The organism is Phenylobacterium sp. (assembly GCF_041916435.1).
In the GTDB taxonomy this organism is placed as follows: domain Bacteria; phylum Pseudomonadota; class Alphaproteobacteria; order Caulobacterales; family Caulobacteraceae; genus Phenylobacterium.
Map to the genome: position 1 here is coordinate 354,616 of NZ_JAYRZM010000006.1, position 14,777 is coordinate 369,392.

Genomic DNA, 14,777 nt, shown 5'->3' on the forward strand with positions numbered 1-14,777 from the left:
GCACGCTGGCGAGCCGGCCGCGGAGACGCGCGCCGGCTTTCTCGCGTTTGAGGGTTCGTCCCGGCCGCCAAGATGCTCCCCCTCTGGGGGAGCTGGCCCGGAGGGCCTGAGGGGGACCATGACTCGTCCCACCTGCTGAGCGATCCGGAGCGCCGGGCTTGTGGCGAGTGCGAGCGGCCGGCCGCCGACTCAAAGTCCCCCTCAGCCGGCTCCGCCGGCAGCTCCCCCAGAGGGGGAGCATCTTGACCCCGCTTCACAAGTCCGGGGAGCCACCCCAACGAAAAACGCCCCCCGCGAAGCGGAGGGCGTTTTCCGGTGTTTCGGTGAAGAGGCGGCTCAGCCGCCGAAGGCCGTGCGCAGGCGGTCGAACTGGGTGAGCACGGCGTTGGGGACCTCTGTCTCGGCCTCCTCGGCGTACATGCGCTTGTCCAGGTGGCGCACCCGCTCGTAGAGGCGCTCGGAACGGTCCAGCAGCGCCAGGAGATTGCCCGGCAGGCCGTCCAGGGCCTCGGGCGACTGCGGGCGGCAGACGTCCTCGGCGGCCAGGCGGTAGCGATCGTCGCAGGCGGCCTCGGGGGCCATGTCGCCCTCGCGCACCGCGCGCTGCACCAGGAGCCAGGAGGCCACCTGCATCAGGCGGGTGGTCAGGCGCATGCTCTCGGCGGCGTAGGCCAGGGCGGCGTTGCGGGACAGGAGCTTGGATTCCTGGCGCCCGGAGCCATCCAGATAGCCGGCGGTCTCCTCCACCAGGCTCATGCCCTCCTGGAACGTCCGGTCAAAGAGTTCCGACCGGGCGAAATCCTGGATCACGTCGGCGCGCCAGGGCCGATCCGGCGCCTTGAAATCGCTCATTTGGCTTCCTTCAGCCCCTCGTTGTGTACTCGGCGGACAGACTGCCCGCCCCGAAAAGCGACGGTCTGCAACGGTTGTGCCACACCGCCCGCCAACGTCTAGTTAAGACCTTCCCAATCCGGGCGCCCCGCGTCCGGGCGGCGGCGCTGCCCGCGCGCCCCGCTCAGTCCGCCTTCCTGCCGAACAGGGCGTCGGCCGCCGCGCGGCCCGCCTGCTTCTTCTGGATCTGCGCGCGGGCCCGGGCGATCTCGCCCTCGAGCAGGGCGATGCGCTCCTCCAGTTCGGCCACGCCATAGAGCTCCAGATCCTCGCGCGTCGCCTCGACCAGGCGCTGGCCGCGACCGATCCGCACGTCCGCCGGCTCGTCAACCATGGCGAAGTCCCCTTGCCGCCGCCACATCCGGCGTTATCCAAGCCGCATCCCCGGCGCCGCGCAAGACCAGGAAGGCCACACCATGAGCCAATCGACCGACGAGACCATGACCGCCATCGCGGTGGAGGGCGGCAAGGGCCCGGCCTCGGCCCTGCATCCGGCGATCCTGCCCCGGCCCAAGCCGGGCCCCGACCAGATCCTGATCAGGGTGAAGGCCGCCGGGGTGAACCGGCCCGACATCATCCAGCGCCTGGGTTTCTATCCGCCGCCGCCCGGCGCGCCCGCCACCCTGGGCCTGGAGGTGGCCGGCGAGGTCGCCGAGGGCGCGGGCCGCTGGAAGGTCGGCGACAAGGTCTGCGCGCTCCTGGGCGGGGGCGGCTACGCCGAATACGCCGTGTGCGACGCGCGCCACGCCCTGCCGATCCCGGACGGCCTGGACTTCACGGAAGCCGCGGGCCTGCCCGAGACCGTCTTCACGGTCTACGCCAACGTCTTCGAGCACGGCGGCCTGAAGGCCGGCGAAACCCTGATGATCCACGGCGCCACCAGCGGCATCGGCGTCACCACCATCCAGATGGCCAAGGCGGCCGGGGCGCGGGTGATCGCCACCGCCCGCGGCGCCGACAAGGCCGCCGCGGCCAAGGCCCTGGGCGCGGACATCGCCGTGGACGCCACCGCCGAGGACTTCGCCGAGGTCGCCAAGGCCGCCGGCGGCTGCGACGTGATCCTGGACATGGTGGGCGGCAACTACTTCCCGAAGAACCTGGACGCCCTGAAGACCGGCGGGCGGCTGGTGCACATCGCCGCCCAGGCCGGCGGCGACGTGAGCTTCAACATCATGCGCCTGATGCAGAAGCGGGCGGTGATCACCGGCTCGACGCTGCGCCCGCGCGACGCCGACGAGAAGGCCCGCCTGGCCGGCGAGGTGGAGCGGGTGGTCTGGCCGTGGATCGCCGCGGGCAAGGTGCGCCAGAAGGTGGACCGGACCTTCCCCCTGGAAAAGGCCGCCGAGGCCCACGCCTTCCTGGAGAGCGGCGCCCACGTGGGCAAGGTGGTGCTGACCGTCGACTAGGACGGGAAGCCTACCGACCATTCGAACCTATGCACGAAGCCGTCGCGCCGGCGGCATGGTTCATGTCAAAACCGTAAGATCATAACCGTTGACGGGCCTGGCCGGCTCACCCAGGGTTCGCCCGCACCCTTTCGCCCAGGCTCGTCAAACCCATTCTTTCAGGTTCATACCCGGCGTTCGAAGTTGTGGCGCAATCCCGGCCAAGGCCAGGCGGCCGCGCCGCCGTCAGCCGCCTTGTCCAGGAGCACCGCCGCCCATGACCACAGCCGCCACGCCCGCCAAGGGCGGCCTGCGCCAGTCCACCAAGCTGTTCTACGGCTTCGGCTCGGTCGCCTTCGGGGTGAAGGACCAGGGCTTCAGCTACCTGCTGCTGATCTTCTACAATCAGGTGGTGGGCCTGTCGTCCGAGGTGGTGGGCCTAGCGATCATGATCGCCCTGGTGTTCGACGCCTTCCTGGACCCGATCGTCGGCCAGCTTTCCGACAACTGGCGCTCGCGCTGGGGCCGGCGACATCCGTTCATGTACGCCGCGGCCCTGCCCGTGACGCTGTCGTACCTCTTGATCTGGAACCCGCCGGCCTGGTCGCACCAGGCGCTGTTTTTCTACCTGATCGTCACGGCGGTCATGATCCGCAGCTTCATCACCCTCTATGAGATTCCCAGCACCGCCATGGCCGCGGAGCTGACCACCGAATACGACGAGCGCACCACGGTGCTCAGCTACCGCTACTTCTTCGGCTGGGTCGGCGGGCTGACCATGACGCTGGCGGCCTTCCAGATCTTCCTGAAGCCCGATGCGGCGCACAAGGTCGGCCAGCTCAATCCGGCCGGCTACTCGCACTACGGCCTGGCCGCGGCCCTGGTGATGCTGACGGCCATCCTGGTCTCGGCGATCGGCACGCACCGGGAGATCCCCAACCTGCGCGAGCCGCCGCACCGCAAGCTCACCGCGCGCCAGTTCCTGGGCGAGATGGCCGCGACCCTGGCGCACAAGTCGTTCCTGACGATCCTGATGTCGGCCCTGTTCACCGCCATGGCGGCGGGCCTGGTGCTGTCGCTGAACCTCTACCTGAACACCTACTTCTGGCAGCTCAGCGCCAAGCAGATCTCGCTGTTCGTCCTGGGCAACTTCGGCTCGGCGGCCCTGGCCTTCATCTTCGCCGCGCCGCTCGGCAAGCGCTTCGGCAAGAAGCCGGCGGCGATCGCCCTGAAGATCTCGGCCTTCGTGATCGGTTCCGCGCCGATCGTCCTGCGCCTGATCGGCGCCTTCCCGCCCAACGGCCACCCGGCCGTGGTGCCGATCCTGTTCGCCCAGACCATCGTGTCGACGGCCCTGTCGATCATGTCGGCCATCCTGCTGAGCTCGATGATCGCCGACGTGGTCGAGGATTCCGAACTGCGCACCGGCCGGCGCTCGGAGGGGCTGTTCTTCTCGGCCGCGGCGTTCGTCAACAAGGCGGTCTCGGGCGTCGGCATCTTCACCGCCAGCCTGATCCTCCTGGCCGTCGGCTTCCCGCGCAACGCCGACCCGAGCACCGTCAGCGCCGAGGTCGTGCGCAACCTGGGCCTGGTCTACGTGCCGGTGCTGGGCGGGCTTTACATCGTCGCGATCCTGTTCCTGCTGGGCTACCGCATCACCCGCCAGAGCCACGAGGATTCGCTGCGCAAGCTGGCGGCCGCCGCCGACCGGGTCGAGGAGCAGGCTTCGCCGGACACGGCGGCCTAGGAGACGGGGCGCCCTAGCGCTCGAAAATCCCCATCAGGAGCGGCCGCACGAAAACCGCCGGCGCGCCCTTCTGGCTGAGATCCGGAATCCAGAAGCGCAGCTCGGCGCCGGCGTTGAGCGTGGCGTTCAGCATCTGGGCGGCGATGAAGGGATCGACCGGGCGGATCGAGCCCTCGGCCACCCCGTCGGAGATCATCGAGGCGAAGCGGTCCGACACCCGCGTGGAGCGCTGCACCATCTCCTCGCGGATCGCCTCGGGCAGGGCGCTGAGCGCCGAGGCGCGCAGCAGCGGGCCGTGGCTGGAGAGCTGGTATTCGGTGAGGGCGGCGGCGGCGGTGATCAGCCGCGTCCAGTGGTCGGCCGGCAGCGCCATGGCCAGGCGCTGGACCTGGCGCATCACCTCGAAGGTGCGGTCGAAGCAGGCCACCACCAGATCGTCCTTGGCCTCGTGGTGGTGATAGAAGCTGCCCTTGGTGACGTTGAGCTCGGCCGAGATCAGCTCCACCGAGGCGCCGCGATAGCCGCGCCGGTTGATCAGCCGCGTGGCGGCCAGCAGGAAGGTCTCGCGCGACGCCGCGGACGGATCCTGCAGCGGCAGGTCCGGCAAGGGCTGCGGCGTCCAGGCGCGCCCGGGGCCGGCGATGCCGTGCATCAGCACGTCGAACATCCGCTCGCGGATGCGCGGATAGTCCTCCGGGTCGTACTTCGGCAGCCAGGCCGCCGCCCAGAAGAGCTGCTCCAGCAACATGTGCGTGCGCGCCGTCGCCCGCCCGCGCGACATCCAGTCAAGCTCGGGGGCCTCGAACAGGCTGCGCGCCTTGCGGAACACCTCCATGAAGGCGGCCATCACCTCGGTGCGCTGCGGCTCGTTGAGCGCGCGGATGTCGGCCAGGCTCGGCGGCGCCGGCGCCTCGCCCACGGCGGTCAGGCGCAGGCGCTCCAGATGCAGGTCCAGGAGGCGGTGCAGCCGCCGCTCCGGCGTCGACTCGGCCAGCGCCTGCCCGGCGATCGCGGCCAGGCCGTCCACCCCGCGCATCAGGCAGGCGGCGGCCAGCTCGTCCTTGCGCTTGAAGTAGTAGGTGACGCTGGTGGTCGACAGGCCCACGGCCGCCGCCGCGGTGGCGAGCGTCAGGCCCTTGACGCCCTGGCGGTTCAGGATGGCGGTGGCCGCGTCCAGTATGGCCTCGCGCTTGCGTTCGAAGCGGGCCGTGGACCTCGCGGCGTTACGGTCGGCCATAAGCCCGGGACGCTCCTCGGCGCGGCGGAAGGGAATTGGCGGAAAGGCCGCGCGGCGTCCTGTCTATCAAATCGCCGCCCATTCGTAAAAGCGGTACGGTCCTAGGGCTCGCGGGCGTTCAGTTCGGCGACCCGGCGCAGCAGGTAGTTGGTGCGCATGGCCGTGATCAGGCCGTTGATGATCTCCACCCCCGCCTGGGCCAGGGTCGCGGCCTCCGGCGTGGCGAAGGCCCCCGGCACGCGGGTGAAGAAGCGCTCGATCTCGCGGGCGGTCATCGGCCAGAGGGTCTCGGCGTAGACGCCCACATCCTCGGCGTAGAAGCCGTTGTCGGGATTGAAGCCCGCCGCCTTGGCCCGGCCCCAGGCGCGCACCACCGCCATGTCGGCGGCCGACAGCGCCCCGTCCTCGATGAAGATCACCTTGTCGCCGGCCATGGTCTGGATCTCGGCCTCGGTGACGCCGGTCTCGCGGGCGGCGGCGGCGAGCGGCGTCGGCCCGCCGGGGGCCAGGCCCGCCGTCAGGGTGTCGTCGAGGCCGGGAATGCCCGCCACCTCGCCGTGGCTCGGCCGGTCCAGCAGGGTCTTGATGAAGGCCAGCGGCAGGTAGCGCTCGGCCTGCAGCCGCTTGATGGTGGCCAGGCGGCGCACATGCTCGTCGCCATAGACCGCCACGTTGGGCTTGGGCCGCTCCGGCTCCGGCAACAGCCCCAGCCGGATGTAGTAGCGGATGGTCTCGCGACCGACGCCGCTCCTCGCCTCTAGCTCCTGCATCTTCACGGGGGCGAGGCTTGGCGGAGGTCCCGACCGGGGTCAAGCCTCCGCCCTGCCGACGGGCCCGCGCTCAGGCCGGCTCCGCCGCCTTGGCCCTGTCGACCACGCTCTGCACATAGGCCCGCCGCGCGTCGAACTCCTTGGCGATGGTCTCGTCGGACTCCTGCAGCGCCTGCACGTCGGTGTCGGCGAAGCCGAGGATGCCCATCTCACCGTAGCCCTTGCGGATGGTCTCGCCCCACAGGCCGATGTCCTTGACGATCGGCACGATGCGCGTGAACAGCGACGAGCGGAACATCTGCATGAAGCCGGAATCGTACATGTGCTCGGCGCACTTGGCCGGGTCCAGCCCGAGGTTCCGCCACACCTCCACCGCGTCGAAGCGGTCGCGCATCAGGTAGCAGGCCTCCAGCAGGAACTCCTCGCGCTCATCCCGCTCCTTCTGGGTCAGGTGCGGATAGTAGTCGCGCAGCGCCAGCCGGCCGAAGGCCACGTGGCGGCTCTCGTCCTGCATGACATAGGCGTTCACCGCCGCGGCCAGCGGGTTCTGAGCGTGGTCGCGGATCTGCTGGAAGGCGGCCAGGGCCAGCCCCTCGATCACCACCTGCATGCCGAGGTAGGTCATGTCCCAGCGGCTGTCGCGCAGCACCTGGTCGATCAGCTCGCGCAGCGGCGCGGTCATCGGATAGGCGACCTCGAACTTCTGCAGCAGGCGGTTGTAGGTCTCCACGTGCCGCGCCTCGTCGATCACCTGGGTCGAGGCGTAGAACTTGGAATCGGCGTCCGGCACCTGGGTGACGATCTTGGCCGCGCAGATCAGCGCGCCCTGCTCGCCCTGCATGAACTGGCTGAGGTTCCAGGCCTGGAAGTGGCGGCGCACCTTGGCCTTCTCCTGGCGCGACATCTTCTCGTACTGGTCCATGCCGGAGATCGGCAGCATGGCCTCGGGAAGCTGCTGGGGATTGTCCTCGTCGATCTCCTGCGACCAGTCGATGCGGCTCTCGGCGTCCCACTGCATCTCCACCCCCTTGCGGTAGAGACCCATCATGGCCGCCCGGCCCTCGTCGTAGTCCCAGTTGAACAGGACGTCGTAGTTCTGCGGAACCGCCCAATGCGTCTCGGTGGGCGGAATGGCGTAGATATCCCGGATCGCGGTCATGCGATGGCTCCCGAAGTCGTTTCCTCCACGGGTCTGACGCCCGCGCGGGAGCATGAAGCCACAGAATGCGTAGTCTGACTACGCGTTTTAGCCGGCCGCCCTCAGGCGTCTTCCAGCAGCGTCCGGACCTCGTGCAGGTCGCCGGCGACGCGCACGCACAGGCCGTGCATCTCCTCGGTGGCGGCCAGGAGGTCGGGCACCATCACCGTCATCATGCCGGCGGACGAGGCCGAGCGGACGCCGTTGTGGGAATCCTCCAGGGCCAGGCACAGGACCGGGTCCACCCCCAGCCGCTCGGCGGCCAGCAGGTAGGGGTCCGGCGCCGGCTTGCCCCGCGCATAGTCGCCCTTGGCCACGATCGCGTGGAAGCGCGGGATCACGCCGCTGGCCCGCAGGTGCGAATCCACCGCCCGGCGGCTCGACGAGGTGGCGATGGCCCGCGGCAGCTTCAGATCGTCCAGATGATCGAGCAGTTCCACCGCGCCGGGCTTCAGCGCCACGCCCGCCTCGATCATCTGCTCGGCCAGGTCCAGCACCCGGCTGTTGAAGGCCTGGACCGGGAAGTCGTCGCCGTAGTGGCCGGTGAGCAGATGGGCGTTGTCGGGCAGGCCGATCATGGCGCGGAACACGTCCATCGACATGGGATGGCCCATCTGGCCCATCACCTCGGTCATGGCGTCGCGATAGACCGCCTCGGTGTCGACGAGGAGGCCGTCCATGTCGAAGACGACGGCGCGGACGGGACGCGGCAGGACCATGGCGCGGTCTATACGGATTTCGCGGGCCCAGCGGAACTCAAGCCGCGCTTCAGTCCGTTACGAAGGCCTCGGCCTTGTAGCCCTGGAAGTAGAGCAGCGCCGTCAGGTCGGCGTGGTCGACCTTGGCGTCGGCCTGGGCCGCGACGATCGGCTTGGCGCGGTAGGCCACGCCCAGCCCCGCCGCCTCGATCATCGCCAGGTCGTTGGCGCCGTCGCCGACGGCCAGCGCGTCCGACGCCTTCAGTCCCTGGGCCGCGATCTCCTCCTTCAGCGCCGCCAGCTTGGCTTCGCGCCCGAGGATCGGCTCGTGCACCACGCCGGTCAGCGCCTCGGGCGTGTGCCCCAGCCGGTTGGCGCGGTTGGCGTGGAAGCCGGCGGCCTCGGCCACGCGGCCGGTGAAGAAGGTGAAGCCGCCGGACACCAGCACGCAGCGCGCGCCGTGGGCGGCCATGGTGCGCACCATGGTCCGCGCGCCGGGGTTGAGCCGCACGCGCTCGTCGTAGGCGCGCTGCAGGTCGCCCATCGGCAGGCCCTTCAGCATGGCCACCCGCTCGCGCAGGGCGCCCTCGAAGTCCAGCTCGCCGCGCATGGCCCGCTCGGTGATCGCCGAGACCTGCGCCTTGACGCCGGCGAAGTCGGCCAGCTCGTCGATGCACTCGCAGCCGATGATGGTGGAATCCATGTCGGCGACCAGCAGGTGCTTGCGCCGGCCCTCCCAGGGCTGGACGCAGACGTCGATCGCCTGGCCCTCCAGCGCCGCCTCGGCCAGCGCGCGGATGCGGGCCACGTCCTCGCCCTCGACCAGCAGGTCCAGCGCGCCGGGCCCGAGCGGGCGAGGCTCCTTGACGCGGGCGCGCGCGCCTGCGAGCGCTGAGGCGATGGCGGGCGCGGCGGCTTCGGCGGCGCCGGCGTCCGGACTGACGAGGGTAAGGGCGATCTGCATGGAGCCCCGCATCTGGCTGATCGCCGGCCCCACCGCAAGCGGCAAGTCGGCCCTGTCGCTGCGGCTGGCCGCGCAGGCGGACGGCGAGATCGTCAACGCCGACTCCATGCAGCTCTACGCCGACCTGCGCCTGCTCACCGCCCGGCCGAGCCCCGAGGAAGAGGCCCAGGCGCCGCACCACCTGTTCGGCGTGGCCGACGCGGCCGACGCCTGGTCCACGGGCCGCTGGCTGCGCGCGGCCCTTGAAGTGCTGGAGGCGATCGCCGCGCGCGGCCGCACGGCGATCGTGGTCGGCGGCACCGGCCTCTACTTCCGCGCCCTCACCGAAGGGCTGGCCGACATCCCGGCGATCCCGGCCGAGACGCGCGCCGCCGCCGAGGCCGACTTCGAGGCGATGGGCGAGGACGCCTTCCGCGCGCGCCTGGCCGGGGGCGATCCAGCCGCGGCCCGGCGCATCGCCGCCGGCGACCGCCAGCGGCTGGTGCGCGCCTGGGAGGTGCTGGCCGCCACCGAGACGGCGCTTTCCGACTGGCAGGCGGCCACAGGCCCCGCCCTGGCGGCCGGCGCCTGGCGCGGCGTGGTGCTCGAGCCCGACCGCGCCGCGCTCTACGCCCGCTGCGACGCGCGGCTGGCGGCGATGGTCCAGGCCGGGGCGCTGGACGAGGTGGCGGGCCTGGCCGCGCGCGATCTGGACCCGTCCCTGCCGCTGATGAAGGCCGTCGGCGTGCGCGAGTTCGCCGCCCATCTGCGCGGCGAGATCAGCCTTTCGGCGGCGCTGGAGGCCGCCCAGCGCGAGACCCGCCGCTACGCCAAGCGGCAGATGACCTGGACGCGGCGCCAGATGGCCGGCTGGCCGCGGATCACCGAGCTGGAGCCGCAGGCGCAATGGAGGCAGTTTCTTGCGCTCTCCGCGCCTTGACGGGCTTGGCCCGGCATGCGATGAGCCGAAGCAACTCTTTTCGGAGAAATCTCGTGCGCGAGCTCCTCGTAATCGTAAGGCGACCCGCAGCGGACTGACCCCTTGTCAGACCGTCCACGGTCGCTTGCGCCAGGCCCCTTGAGGGCCTTTTTTATTGCCTCACGGCACAGTCCTTCCACCAAGGCCGAACATCATGACCGCCCATCAGACCATTGAAACGAAGACCGAGACCCTGAGCGGGGCCGAGATCGTCGTGCGCGCGCTGATCGACCAGGGCGTAGAGGTGCTTTTCGGCTATCCGGGCGGCGCGGTGCTTCCGATCTACGACGCGCTGTTCTCCGAGCCGCGGCTGCGCCACGTGCTGGTGCGCCACGAGCAGGGCGCGACCCACGCCGCCGAGGGCTACGCCCGCTCCACCGGCAAGCCCGGCGTGGTGCTGGTCACCTCCGGCCCCGGCGCGACCAACGCCATCACCGGCATCGTCGACGCCTTGATGGACTCCATCCCGATGGTCGTCATCACCGGCCAGGTGGCCACCCACCTGATCGGCACCGACGCCTTCCAGGAGTGCGACACGATCGGCATCACCCGCTCGATCACCAAGCACAACTACCTGGTCAAGTCGGTCGAGGACCTGCCGCGCATCATGCACGAGGCCTTCCACATCGCCTCCAGCGGCCGGCCCGGCCCGGTGGTCATCGACATCCCCAAGGATGTGCAGTTCGCCAAGGCGGCCTACGCCGGGCCGAACGAGGTGGTGCACGCCCACGACTATCGCCCGCGCACCAAGGGCGATCCGGGCCGCATCGCCGAGGCCGCGCACCTGCTCGCCAACGCCCGCCGGCCGATCCTCTACACCGGCGGCGGCGTGATCAACGCCGGGCCCAAGGCCGCCGAACTGCTGCGCAAGCTCGCCAAGATGACCGGCGCGCCGGTCACCTCCACCCTGATGGGCCTGGGCGCCTTCCCCGCGTCCGACCCGCAGTGGCTGGGAATGCTGGGCATGCACGGCTCGTTCGAGGCCAACAACGCCATGCACGACTGCGACGTCATGCTGGCGGTCGGCGCGCGCTTCGACGACCGGGTGACCGGCCGGCTGGACGCCTTCTCGCCGGGCTCGAAGAAGATCCACATCGACATCGACGCCTCGTCGATCTCCAAGAACGTGCGCGTCGACATCGGCATCGTCGGCGATGCGGCCAGCGTGCTGGAAGACCTGATCGCCGCCTGGGAGCAGCGCGACCTGTCGACCGACAAGGTGGCGATGGACGAGTGGTGGGCGCAGATCGACCGCTGGCGCGGCCGCCAGTCGTTCCGTTACCGCCAGGACGGAAACCTCATCAAGCCGCAGCACGCCATCGCGCGCCTCTACGAGCTGACCAAGGACAAGGACGTCTACATCACCACCGAGGTCGGCCAGCACCAGATGTGGGCGGCCCAGCACTTCCACTTCGACGAGCCGAACCACTGGATGACCTCCGGCGGGCTGGGCACCATGGGCTACGGCCTGCCGGCCGCGCTCGGCGTGCAGATCGCCCACCCGGACGCCCTGGTGGTGGACATCGCCGGCGACGCCAGCGTGCAGATGACCATGCAGGAGATGGCCACGGCCATTCAGTTCGACCTGCCGATCAAGATCTTCATCCTCAACAACGAGTGGATGGGGATGGTGCGCCAGTGGCAGCAACTGCTGCACGGCGAGCGCTATTCGCACTCCTACTCGGCGAGCCTGCCCGACTTCGTGAAGATGGCCGAGGCGTTCGGCTGCGTGGGCCTTCGGGCCGACCATCCGGACGAGCTGGACGACAAGATCCGCGAAATGATCGCAGTGAAGAAGCCGGTGCTGTTCGACTGCCGGGTCACCAAGGAAGAGAACTGCTTCCCGATGATCCCGTCCGGCAAGGCGCACAACGAGATGATTATGGGCGAGGAAGCCGACCTCGGCTCGATCATCGACGACGCCGGCAAGCGGCTGGTCTGAGGCGTCCTCAGACGCTGATCGACACCGCGGCTATGCCGCCCGCGGCGCCCTGCATCGCCTGCTCGGCGTCGCCTACGGCCTTCTCGGCGGCGTCGGCGGCCTTGGCCGCTTCGGCGGCGTCGGCGGTCTCGCCGGACTTGCGGGCCTTCTTGGCGGCCTCGGCGGCGGCGGCCTTCAGCGCCTGGGCCAGGGCCCGCGCGTTGGCGATGAACTGGCGGTCGGAATCGTCCATGCCGCCGGACCGGCGCGTTCCGCCGCCGGCCAGGGACGCGGCCTTCTCGTAAGGGGTCTGCGGCCGGCCGTCCTGGGCGCTCCCGTCGGCCTTGGCCTCGTCCTCGGTCTTGTCCTGCTGGGCGGCGTCGGTCTCGGCGGCGTTGGCCTGGGCGTCGGCGTTCTGGGCGTCTCCGGCCTGGGCGTCGGCGTTCTGGGCGTCTCCGGCCTGGGCGTCTCCGCCCTGCGCCGAAGCGCCGGACGCCGCCGCCGGCTGGGCGGCCGCGTCGGCCCCGGCCGACATGTCGCCTCCGCCCGCGCTGGCGTAGTCCTTCACGGCGGCGGCGAGCTCCTTGGCCATCTGGGCGATCTGGCGCGGCGAGGCGCCGAACATGCGCATCCGCTGAAGAAGCTGCTTGAGCGCGTCCAGCCGCTGCTTGGCGCGGGCCTTGGCGCTTGCGCTGGCCTGGGTCTGGGCCTGCTTGAGGGCGTCCAGCGCCTGGCTGGCGGCGCGCATCTTCTCGGCCGCCCGGTCCGCCTTGGTTGCGGACGAAGTCGACGACGACGTCGAGGCCGGCGTCTGCGCCGCGCCGGCGATTGAAACAGACGAGATCATGCCCAGCTCCCGGCCCCGGTGTTCGCCGCGGCGGGCACGACTTCACCTCGCCACCCTTAAGGGAAAATGAAGCCGCACTCGCCTTCGGCGATGACCGTCGCCCTACATCTTCAGCCGCAGCTGGCCCATGTAGTCGCGCTTGCCCAGCGGCACGCCCTTCATGCGCAGGATGTCGTAGGCGGTGGTGGCGTGGAAGTGCAGGTTCGGCATCGAGAAGCTCATCAGGAAGCCCTCGGCCGTGAACGGCAGCCTGTGCTCGCCGAACTTGAAGAACATGTCGCGGCCTTCGTAGCCGTTGATCTCCTCCGGCGTCACCGCCTTCAGGGCCGTCAGGGTCTCGGCGATCAGGGCCTGCAGCTCGGTGTAGTTCAACGGATCGGCCACTCCGCCCGGGCTGAAGACGCCGGCCTTCACCCCCTCGATCGCGCCCTGGGAGTGGTGAGCCACCGAGATCACCTGGAAGCGGAACGGCAGCATGTCCGGGAACAGGCGCGTCTCGACGATCTCGTCGGGGTCGATCCCGTTGTCCTGGCAGTGGGCGAGCCCGCGCTCGAGGAACCCGGACACCCCGCCCAGCACCTGCAGGAACGAGGTCACGCTGACGTCGTAGAGTGAAATGGCCATCGGCCGCCTCCCAGTTGTTGATGAGGCCAGACTTATGGCCGCGCTTGGCCAGGCGCCAGACCCGCCAAGGCGGAAATCTCAGCGCCCGCCCAGGCGGTTCAGCACCTCGCGCGGCACCCCGTAGTGGGCGACGATGTAGGCCCGGTCGCGCAAGCCCATGGCCTCGCGCTGCACCAGGAAGCTCCAGACCGCGTCGGCCGCCGTGCGCAGGGCCTCGCCCCGCCCCTCTCCGCCCGGATGCTCGCGCAGGGCCGCGAGCGCCGCCTCCACCTTCTTGCCGGCGCGGCCGAGCGAGGCGGCCTGCTCCTCCATCAGCTCGTAACGGAGCACGGCCTCGCCGGTCTCCACGCCGAGACGGTTGGTCAGGCTCTGGGGCATGCGCAGCGAAGACATCGGCCTCATCTTGGCGGCCGAGGCCCGCTTGGCAAGGCCGCCGGCCGGTCAGGCGTTATAGAAGAACCGTTCCTCGGCGATCTTGCCGTCGCGCACGGTGTAGACGCCCATTTCGTCCATGTGGACGCGCTTGCCGGTGTCCTTGGGTGTGACGTCCATGGCGTAGTGCACGACGAACTGGTCGCCGTTCACATAGGGGCCGTCGATCTCAACCTTGTGGATCTGGTGGTTGGCGCTCCACCATTCGCCCTTGCCGCGCACGGCCTGCTTGCCGCGCATCTGGGCCATCTCGCCCGGCATGGGCTCCACGCTCAGCACGTCGTCGGCCCAGTACCTCTCACCGGCCTCGTCGAACTTGCCCTGCTTGCACAGCTTGACGAGATCGCTCGCGATTTCCTGCGTGTTCATCGGGTCCTCACCCATCTGCGTGAGCCCCTCCCAACCGGCGTATTATCCTCCCGCGGGCCGCCTTTGCGAAGTCCCGGACGCGGCGGCGGGCGATGATAAAGTTGCGGCGGGCCGCTTCATGTGAGAGGTCCGGCGAGAAGCCGCAAAGAGCCCGACGCGCCATGTCCGACACCCAGCCCGCCTCCGTCTACGACCTCTCCCACCAGGACGAGGCCGAAAGCCAGGCCACCTTCGCCATCCTGGTGGACAACGAACCCGGCGTGCTGCACCGCCTCGTCGGCCTGTTCGCCGCGCGCGGCTACAACATCGAAAGCCTCACCGTCGCCGAGACCGACCGGCGGGCGCACACCAGCCGGGTGACCATCGTCACCCGCGGCGCGCCTCACGTGCTGGCCCAGATCGAGGCCCAGCTTCAGAAGATGGTGGCCACCCGCCACGTGCAGGACGTGACCCGCGATCCCAACGGCATCGAGCGCGAGCTGGCGCTGGTGAAGGTCAAGAGCACGGGCCCCGAGCGGGTGGAGGCCCTGCGCGTGGCCGACATCTTCCGCGCCAAGGTGATCGACACCACCCACGAGAGCTTCGTCTTCGAGCTGACCGGCGCGTCGAACAAGATCGACAAGTTCATCGACCTGATGCGCCCGCTGGGCCTGGTGGAACTGTCGCGCACCGGCGTGCTTTCCCTGACCAGGGGCGCCGAGGCCCTCTAGGGGCCGCGCCCGGCCGGGCTGGCCGA

Annotated in this window: 16 protein-coding genes; 5 read left to right on the forward strand and 11 right to left on the reverse strand. The window is 70.1% G+C overall.

The window, feature by feature from the left end; all coding sequences use genetic code 11:
* Positions 1–336: 336 nt before the first annotated feature.
* Positions 337–852 carry a DUF1465 family protein gene (locus tag ACE3TA_RS18585; protein ID WP_374575818.1) on the reverse strand — a complete coding sequence of 172 codons (516 nt, stop codon included), beginning with the start codon at positions 850–852 and terminating at the stop codon, positions 337–339.
* A gap of 163 nt (positions 853–1,015) precedes the next feature.
* On the reverse strand, positions 1,016–1,225 hold the full coding sequence (locus tag ACE3TA_RS18590; protein WP_374575819.1) for a DUF1192 domain-containing protein: 210 nt from the start codon (positions 1,223–1,225) through the stop codon (positions 1,016–1,018).
* 82 nt (positions 1,226–1,307) lie between these two features.
* Between ACE3TA_RS18590 and ACE3TA_RS18595 the strand changes: the two genes are divergently transcribed.
* Both ACE3TA_RS18595 and ACE3TA_RS18600 read left to right on the forward strand, forming a co-directional pair.
* Positions 1,308–2,297 carry an NAD(P)H-quinone oxidoreductase gene (locus ACE3TA_RS18595; protein WP_374575820.1) on the forward strand — a complete coding sequence of 330 codons (990 nt, stop codon included), beginning with the start codon at positions 1,308–1,310 and terminating at the stop codon, positions 2,295–2,297.
* 256 nt (positions 2,298–2,553) lie between these two features.
* Positions 2,554–4,023, forward strand: coding sequence for an MFS transporter (locus ACE3TA_RS18600; protein ID WP_374575821.1), 1,470 nt, complete (start codon positions 2,554–2,556; stop codon positions 4,021–4,023).
* A 13-nt stretch (positions 4,024–4,036) separates the two neighbouring features.
* Here the strand turns inward: ACE3TA_RS18600 and ACE3TA_RS18605 are convergent, their stop codons facing one another.
* From ACE3TA_RS18605 to serB, 5 genes are all read right to left on the reverse strand, one after another.
* Complete coding sequence (locus tag ACE3TA_RS18605; protein WP_374575822.1) at positions 4,037–5,260, reverse strand: TetR/AcrR family transcriptional regulator; 1,224 nt, start codon at positions 5,258–5,260, stop codon at positions 4,037–4,039.
* Positions 5,261–5,361: 101 nt separating this feature from the next.
* Entirely contained in the window at positions 5,362–6,030 is a 669-nt protein-coding gene (locus tag ACE3TA_RS18610; protein ID WP_374575947.1) for a MerR family transcriptional regulator, read from the reverse strand.
* A gap of 70 nt (positions 6,031–6,100) precedes the next feature.
* A complete protein-coding gene (locus tag ACE3TA_RS18615; RefSeq protein WP_374575823.1) occupies positions 6,101–7,189 on the reverse strand; it encodes a ferritin-like domain-containing protein in 1,089 nt (362 codons plus the stop codon).
* Positions 7,190–7,290: 101 nt separating this feature from the next.
* A complete protein-coding gene (locus tag ACE3TA_RS18620) occupies positions 7,291–7,947 on the reverse strand; it encodes an HAD family hydrolase (protein WP_374575824.1) in 657 nt (218 codons plus the stop codon).
* 49 nt (positions 7,948–7,996) lie between these two features.
* A complete protein-coding gene (gene serB, locus ACE3TA_RS18625) occupies positions 7,997–8,890 on the reverse strand; it encodes a phosphoserine phosphatase SerB (protein WP_374575825.1) in 894 nt (297 codons plus the stop codon).
* Here serB and miaA point away from each other — a divergent pair.
* A complete protein-coding gene (gene miaA / locus ACE3TA_RS18630; protein WP_374575826.1) occupies positions 8,889–9,809 on the forward strand; it encodes a tRNA (adenosine(37)-N6)-dimethylallyltransferase MiaA in 921 nt (306 codons plus the stop codon). The two genes, serB and miaA, sit on opposite strands and share 2 nt — an antisense overlap.
* A gap of 193 nt (positions 9,810–10,002) precedes the next feature.
* Positions 10,003–11,790, forward strand: coding sequence for an acetolactate synthase 3 large subunit (locus ACE3TA_RS18635; protein WP_374575827.1), 1,788 nt, complete (start codon positions 10,003–10,005; stop codon positions 11,788–11,790).
* 7 nt (positions 11,791–11,797) lie between these two features.
* On the opposite strand, the gene ACE3TA_RS18640 is transcribed toward ACE3TA_RS18635, so the two are convergent.
* The 4 genes from ACE3TA_RS18640 to ACE3TA_RS18655 all read right to left on the reverse strand — a co-directional run bounded on the left by ACE3TA_RS18640 (position 11,798) and on the right by ACE3TA_RS18655 (position 14,041).
* A complete protein-coding gene (locus ACE3TA_RS18640; protein WP_374575828.1) occupies positions 11,798–12,616 on the reverse strand; it encodes a hypothetical protein in 819 nt (272 codons plus the stop codon).
* A gap of 102 nt (positions 12,617–12,718) precedes the next feature.
* Complete coding sequence (locus tag ACE3TA_RS18645; RefSeq protein WP_374575829.1) at positions 12,719–13,240, reverse strand: DUF1993 family protein; 522 nt, start codon at positions 13,238–13,240, stop codon at positions 12,719–12,721.
* Positions 13,241–13,318: 78 nt separating this feature from the next.
* A complete protein-coding gene (locus ACE3TA_RS18650) occupies positions 13,319–13,633 on the reverse strand; it encodes a DUF6665 family protein (protein ID WP_374575830.1) in 315 nt (104 codons plus the stop codon).
* Positions 13,634–13,681: 48 nt separating this feature from the next.
* The gene (locus tag ACE3TA_RS18655) at positions 13,682–14,041 is read right to left on the reverse strand and encodes a SnoaL-like domain-containing protein (protein ID WP_374575831.1); all 360 of its coding nucleotides are present in this window, start codon (positions 14,039–14,041) and stop codon (positions 13,682–13,684) included.
* Positions 14,042–14,202: 161 nt separating this feature from the next.
* Here ACE3TA_RS18655 and ilvN point away from each other — a divergent pair, with 161 nt between their 5' ends.
* The gene (ilvN, locus tag ACE3TA_RS18660; protein WP_374575832.1) at positions 14,203–14,751 is read left to right on the forward strand and encodes an acetolactate synthase small subunit; all 549 of its coding nucleotides are present in this window, start codon (positions 14,203–14,205) and stop codon (positions 14,749–14,751) included.
* The last annotated feature ends 26 nt before the right edge of the window (positions 14,752–14,777 follow it).

Excerpts from the sequence above, each read along its gene's own strand:
- ACE3TA_RS18605 (WP_374575822.1), bottom strand. The coding sequence starts at position 5,260 with ATGGCCGACCGTAACGCCGCGAGGTCCACGGCCCGCTTCGAACGCAAG.
- ACE3TA_RS18590 (WP_374575819.1), bottom strand. The coding sequence starts at position 1,225 with ATGGTTGACGAGCCGGCGGACGTGCGGATCGGTCGCGGCCAGCGCCTG.
- ACE3TA_RS18655 (WP_374575831.1), bottom strand. The coding sequence starts at position 14,041 with ATGAACACGCAGGAAATCGCGAGCGATCTCGTCAAGCTGTGCAAGCAG.
- ACE3TA_RS18595 (WP_374575820.1), top strand. The coding sequence starts at position 1,308 with ATGAGCCAATCGACCGACGAGACCATGACCGCCATCGCGGTGGAGGGC.
- ACE3TA_RS18585 (WP_374575818.1), bottom strand. The coding sequence starts at position 852 with ATGAGCGATTTCAAGGCGCCGGATCGGCCCTGGCGCGCCGACGTGATC.
- miaA (WP_374575826.1), top strand. The coding sequence starts at position 8,889 with ATGGAGCCCCGCATCTGGCTGATCGCCGGCCCCACCGCAAGCGGCAAG.
- serB (WP_374575825.1), bottom strand. The coding sequence starts at position 8,890 with ATGCAGATCGCCCTTACCCTCGTCAGTCCGGACGCCGGCGCCGCCGAA.
- ACE3TA_RS18610 (WP_374575947.1), bottom strand. The coding sequence starts at position 6,030 with ATGCAGGAGCTAGAGGCGAGGAGCGGCGTCGGTCGCGAGACCATCCGC.
- ACE3TA_RS18640 (WP_374575828.1), bottom strand. The coding sequence starts at position 12,616 with ATGATCTCGTCTGTTTCAATCGCCGGCGCGGCGCAGACGCCGGCCTCG.
- ACE3TA_RS18635 (WP_374575827.1), top strand. The coding sequence starts at position 10,003 with ATGACCGCCCATCAGACCATTGAAACGAAGACCGAGACCCTGAGCGGG.
- ilvN (WP_374575832.1), top strand. The coding sequence starts at position 14,203 with ATGTCCGACACCCAGCCCGCCTCCGTCTACGACCTCTCCCACCAGGAC.
- ACE3TA_RS18645 (WP_374575829.1), bottom strand. The coding sequence starts at position 13,240 with ATGGCCATTTCACTCTACGACGTCAGCGTGACCTCGTTCCTGCAGGTG.
- ACE3TA_RS18615 (WP_374575823.1), bottom strand. The coding sequence starts at position 7,189 with ATGACCGCGATCCGGGATATCTACGCCATTCCGCCCACCGAGACGCAT.
- ACE3TA_RS18650 (WP_374575830.1), bottom strand. The coding sequence starts at position 13,633 with ATGTCTTCGCTGCGCATGCCCCAGAGCCTGACCAACCGTCTCGGCGTG.
- ACE3TA_RS18600 (WP_374575821.1), top strand. The coding sequence starts at position 2,554 with ATGACCACAGCCGCCACGCCCGCCAAGGGCGGCCTGCGCCAGTCCACC.
- ACE3TA_RS18620 (WP_374575824.1), bottom strand. The coding sequence starts at position 7,947 with ATGGTCCTGCCGCGTCCCGTCCGCGCCGTCGTCTTCGACATGGACGGC.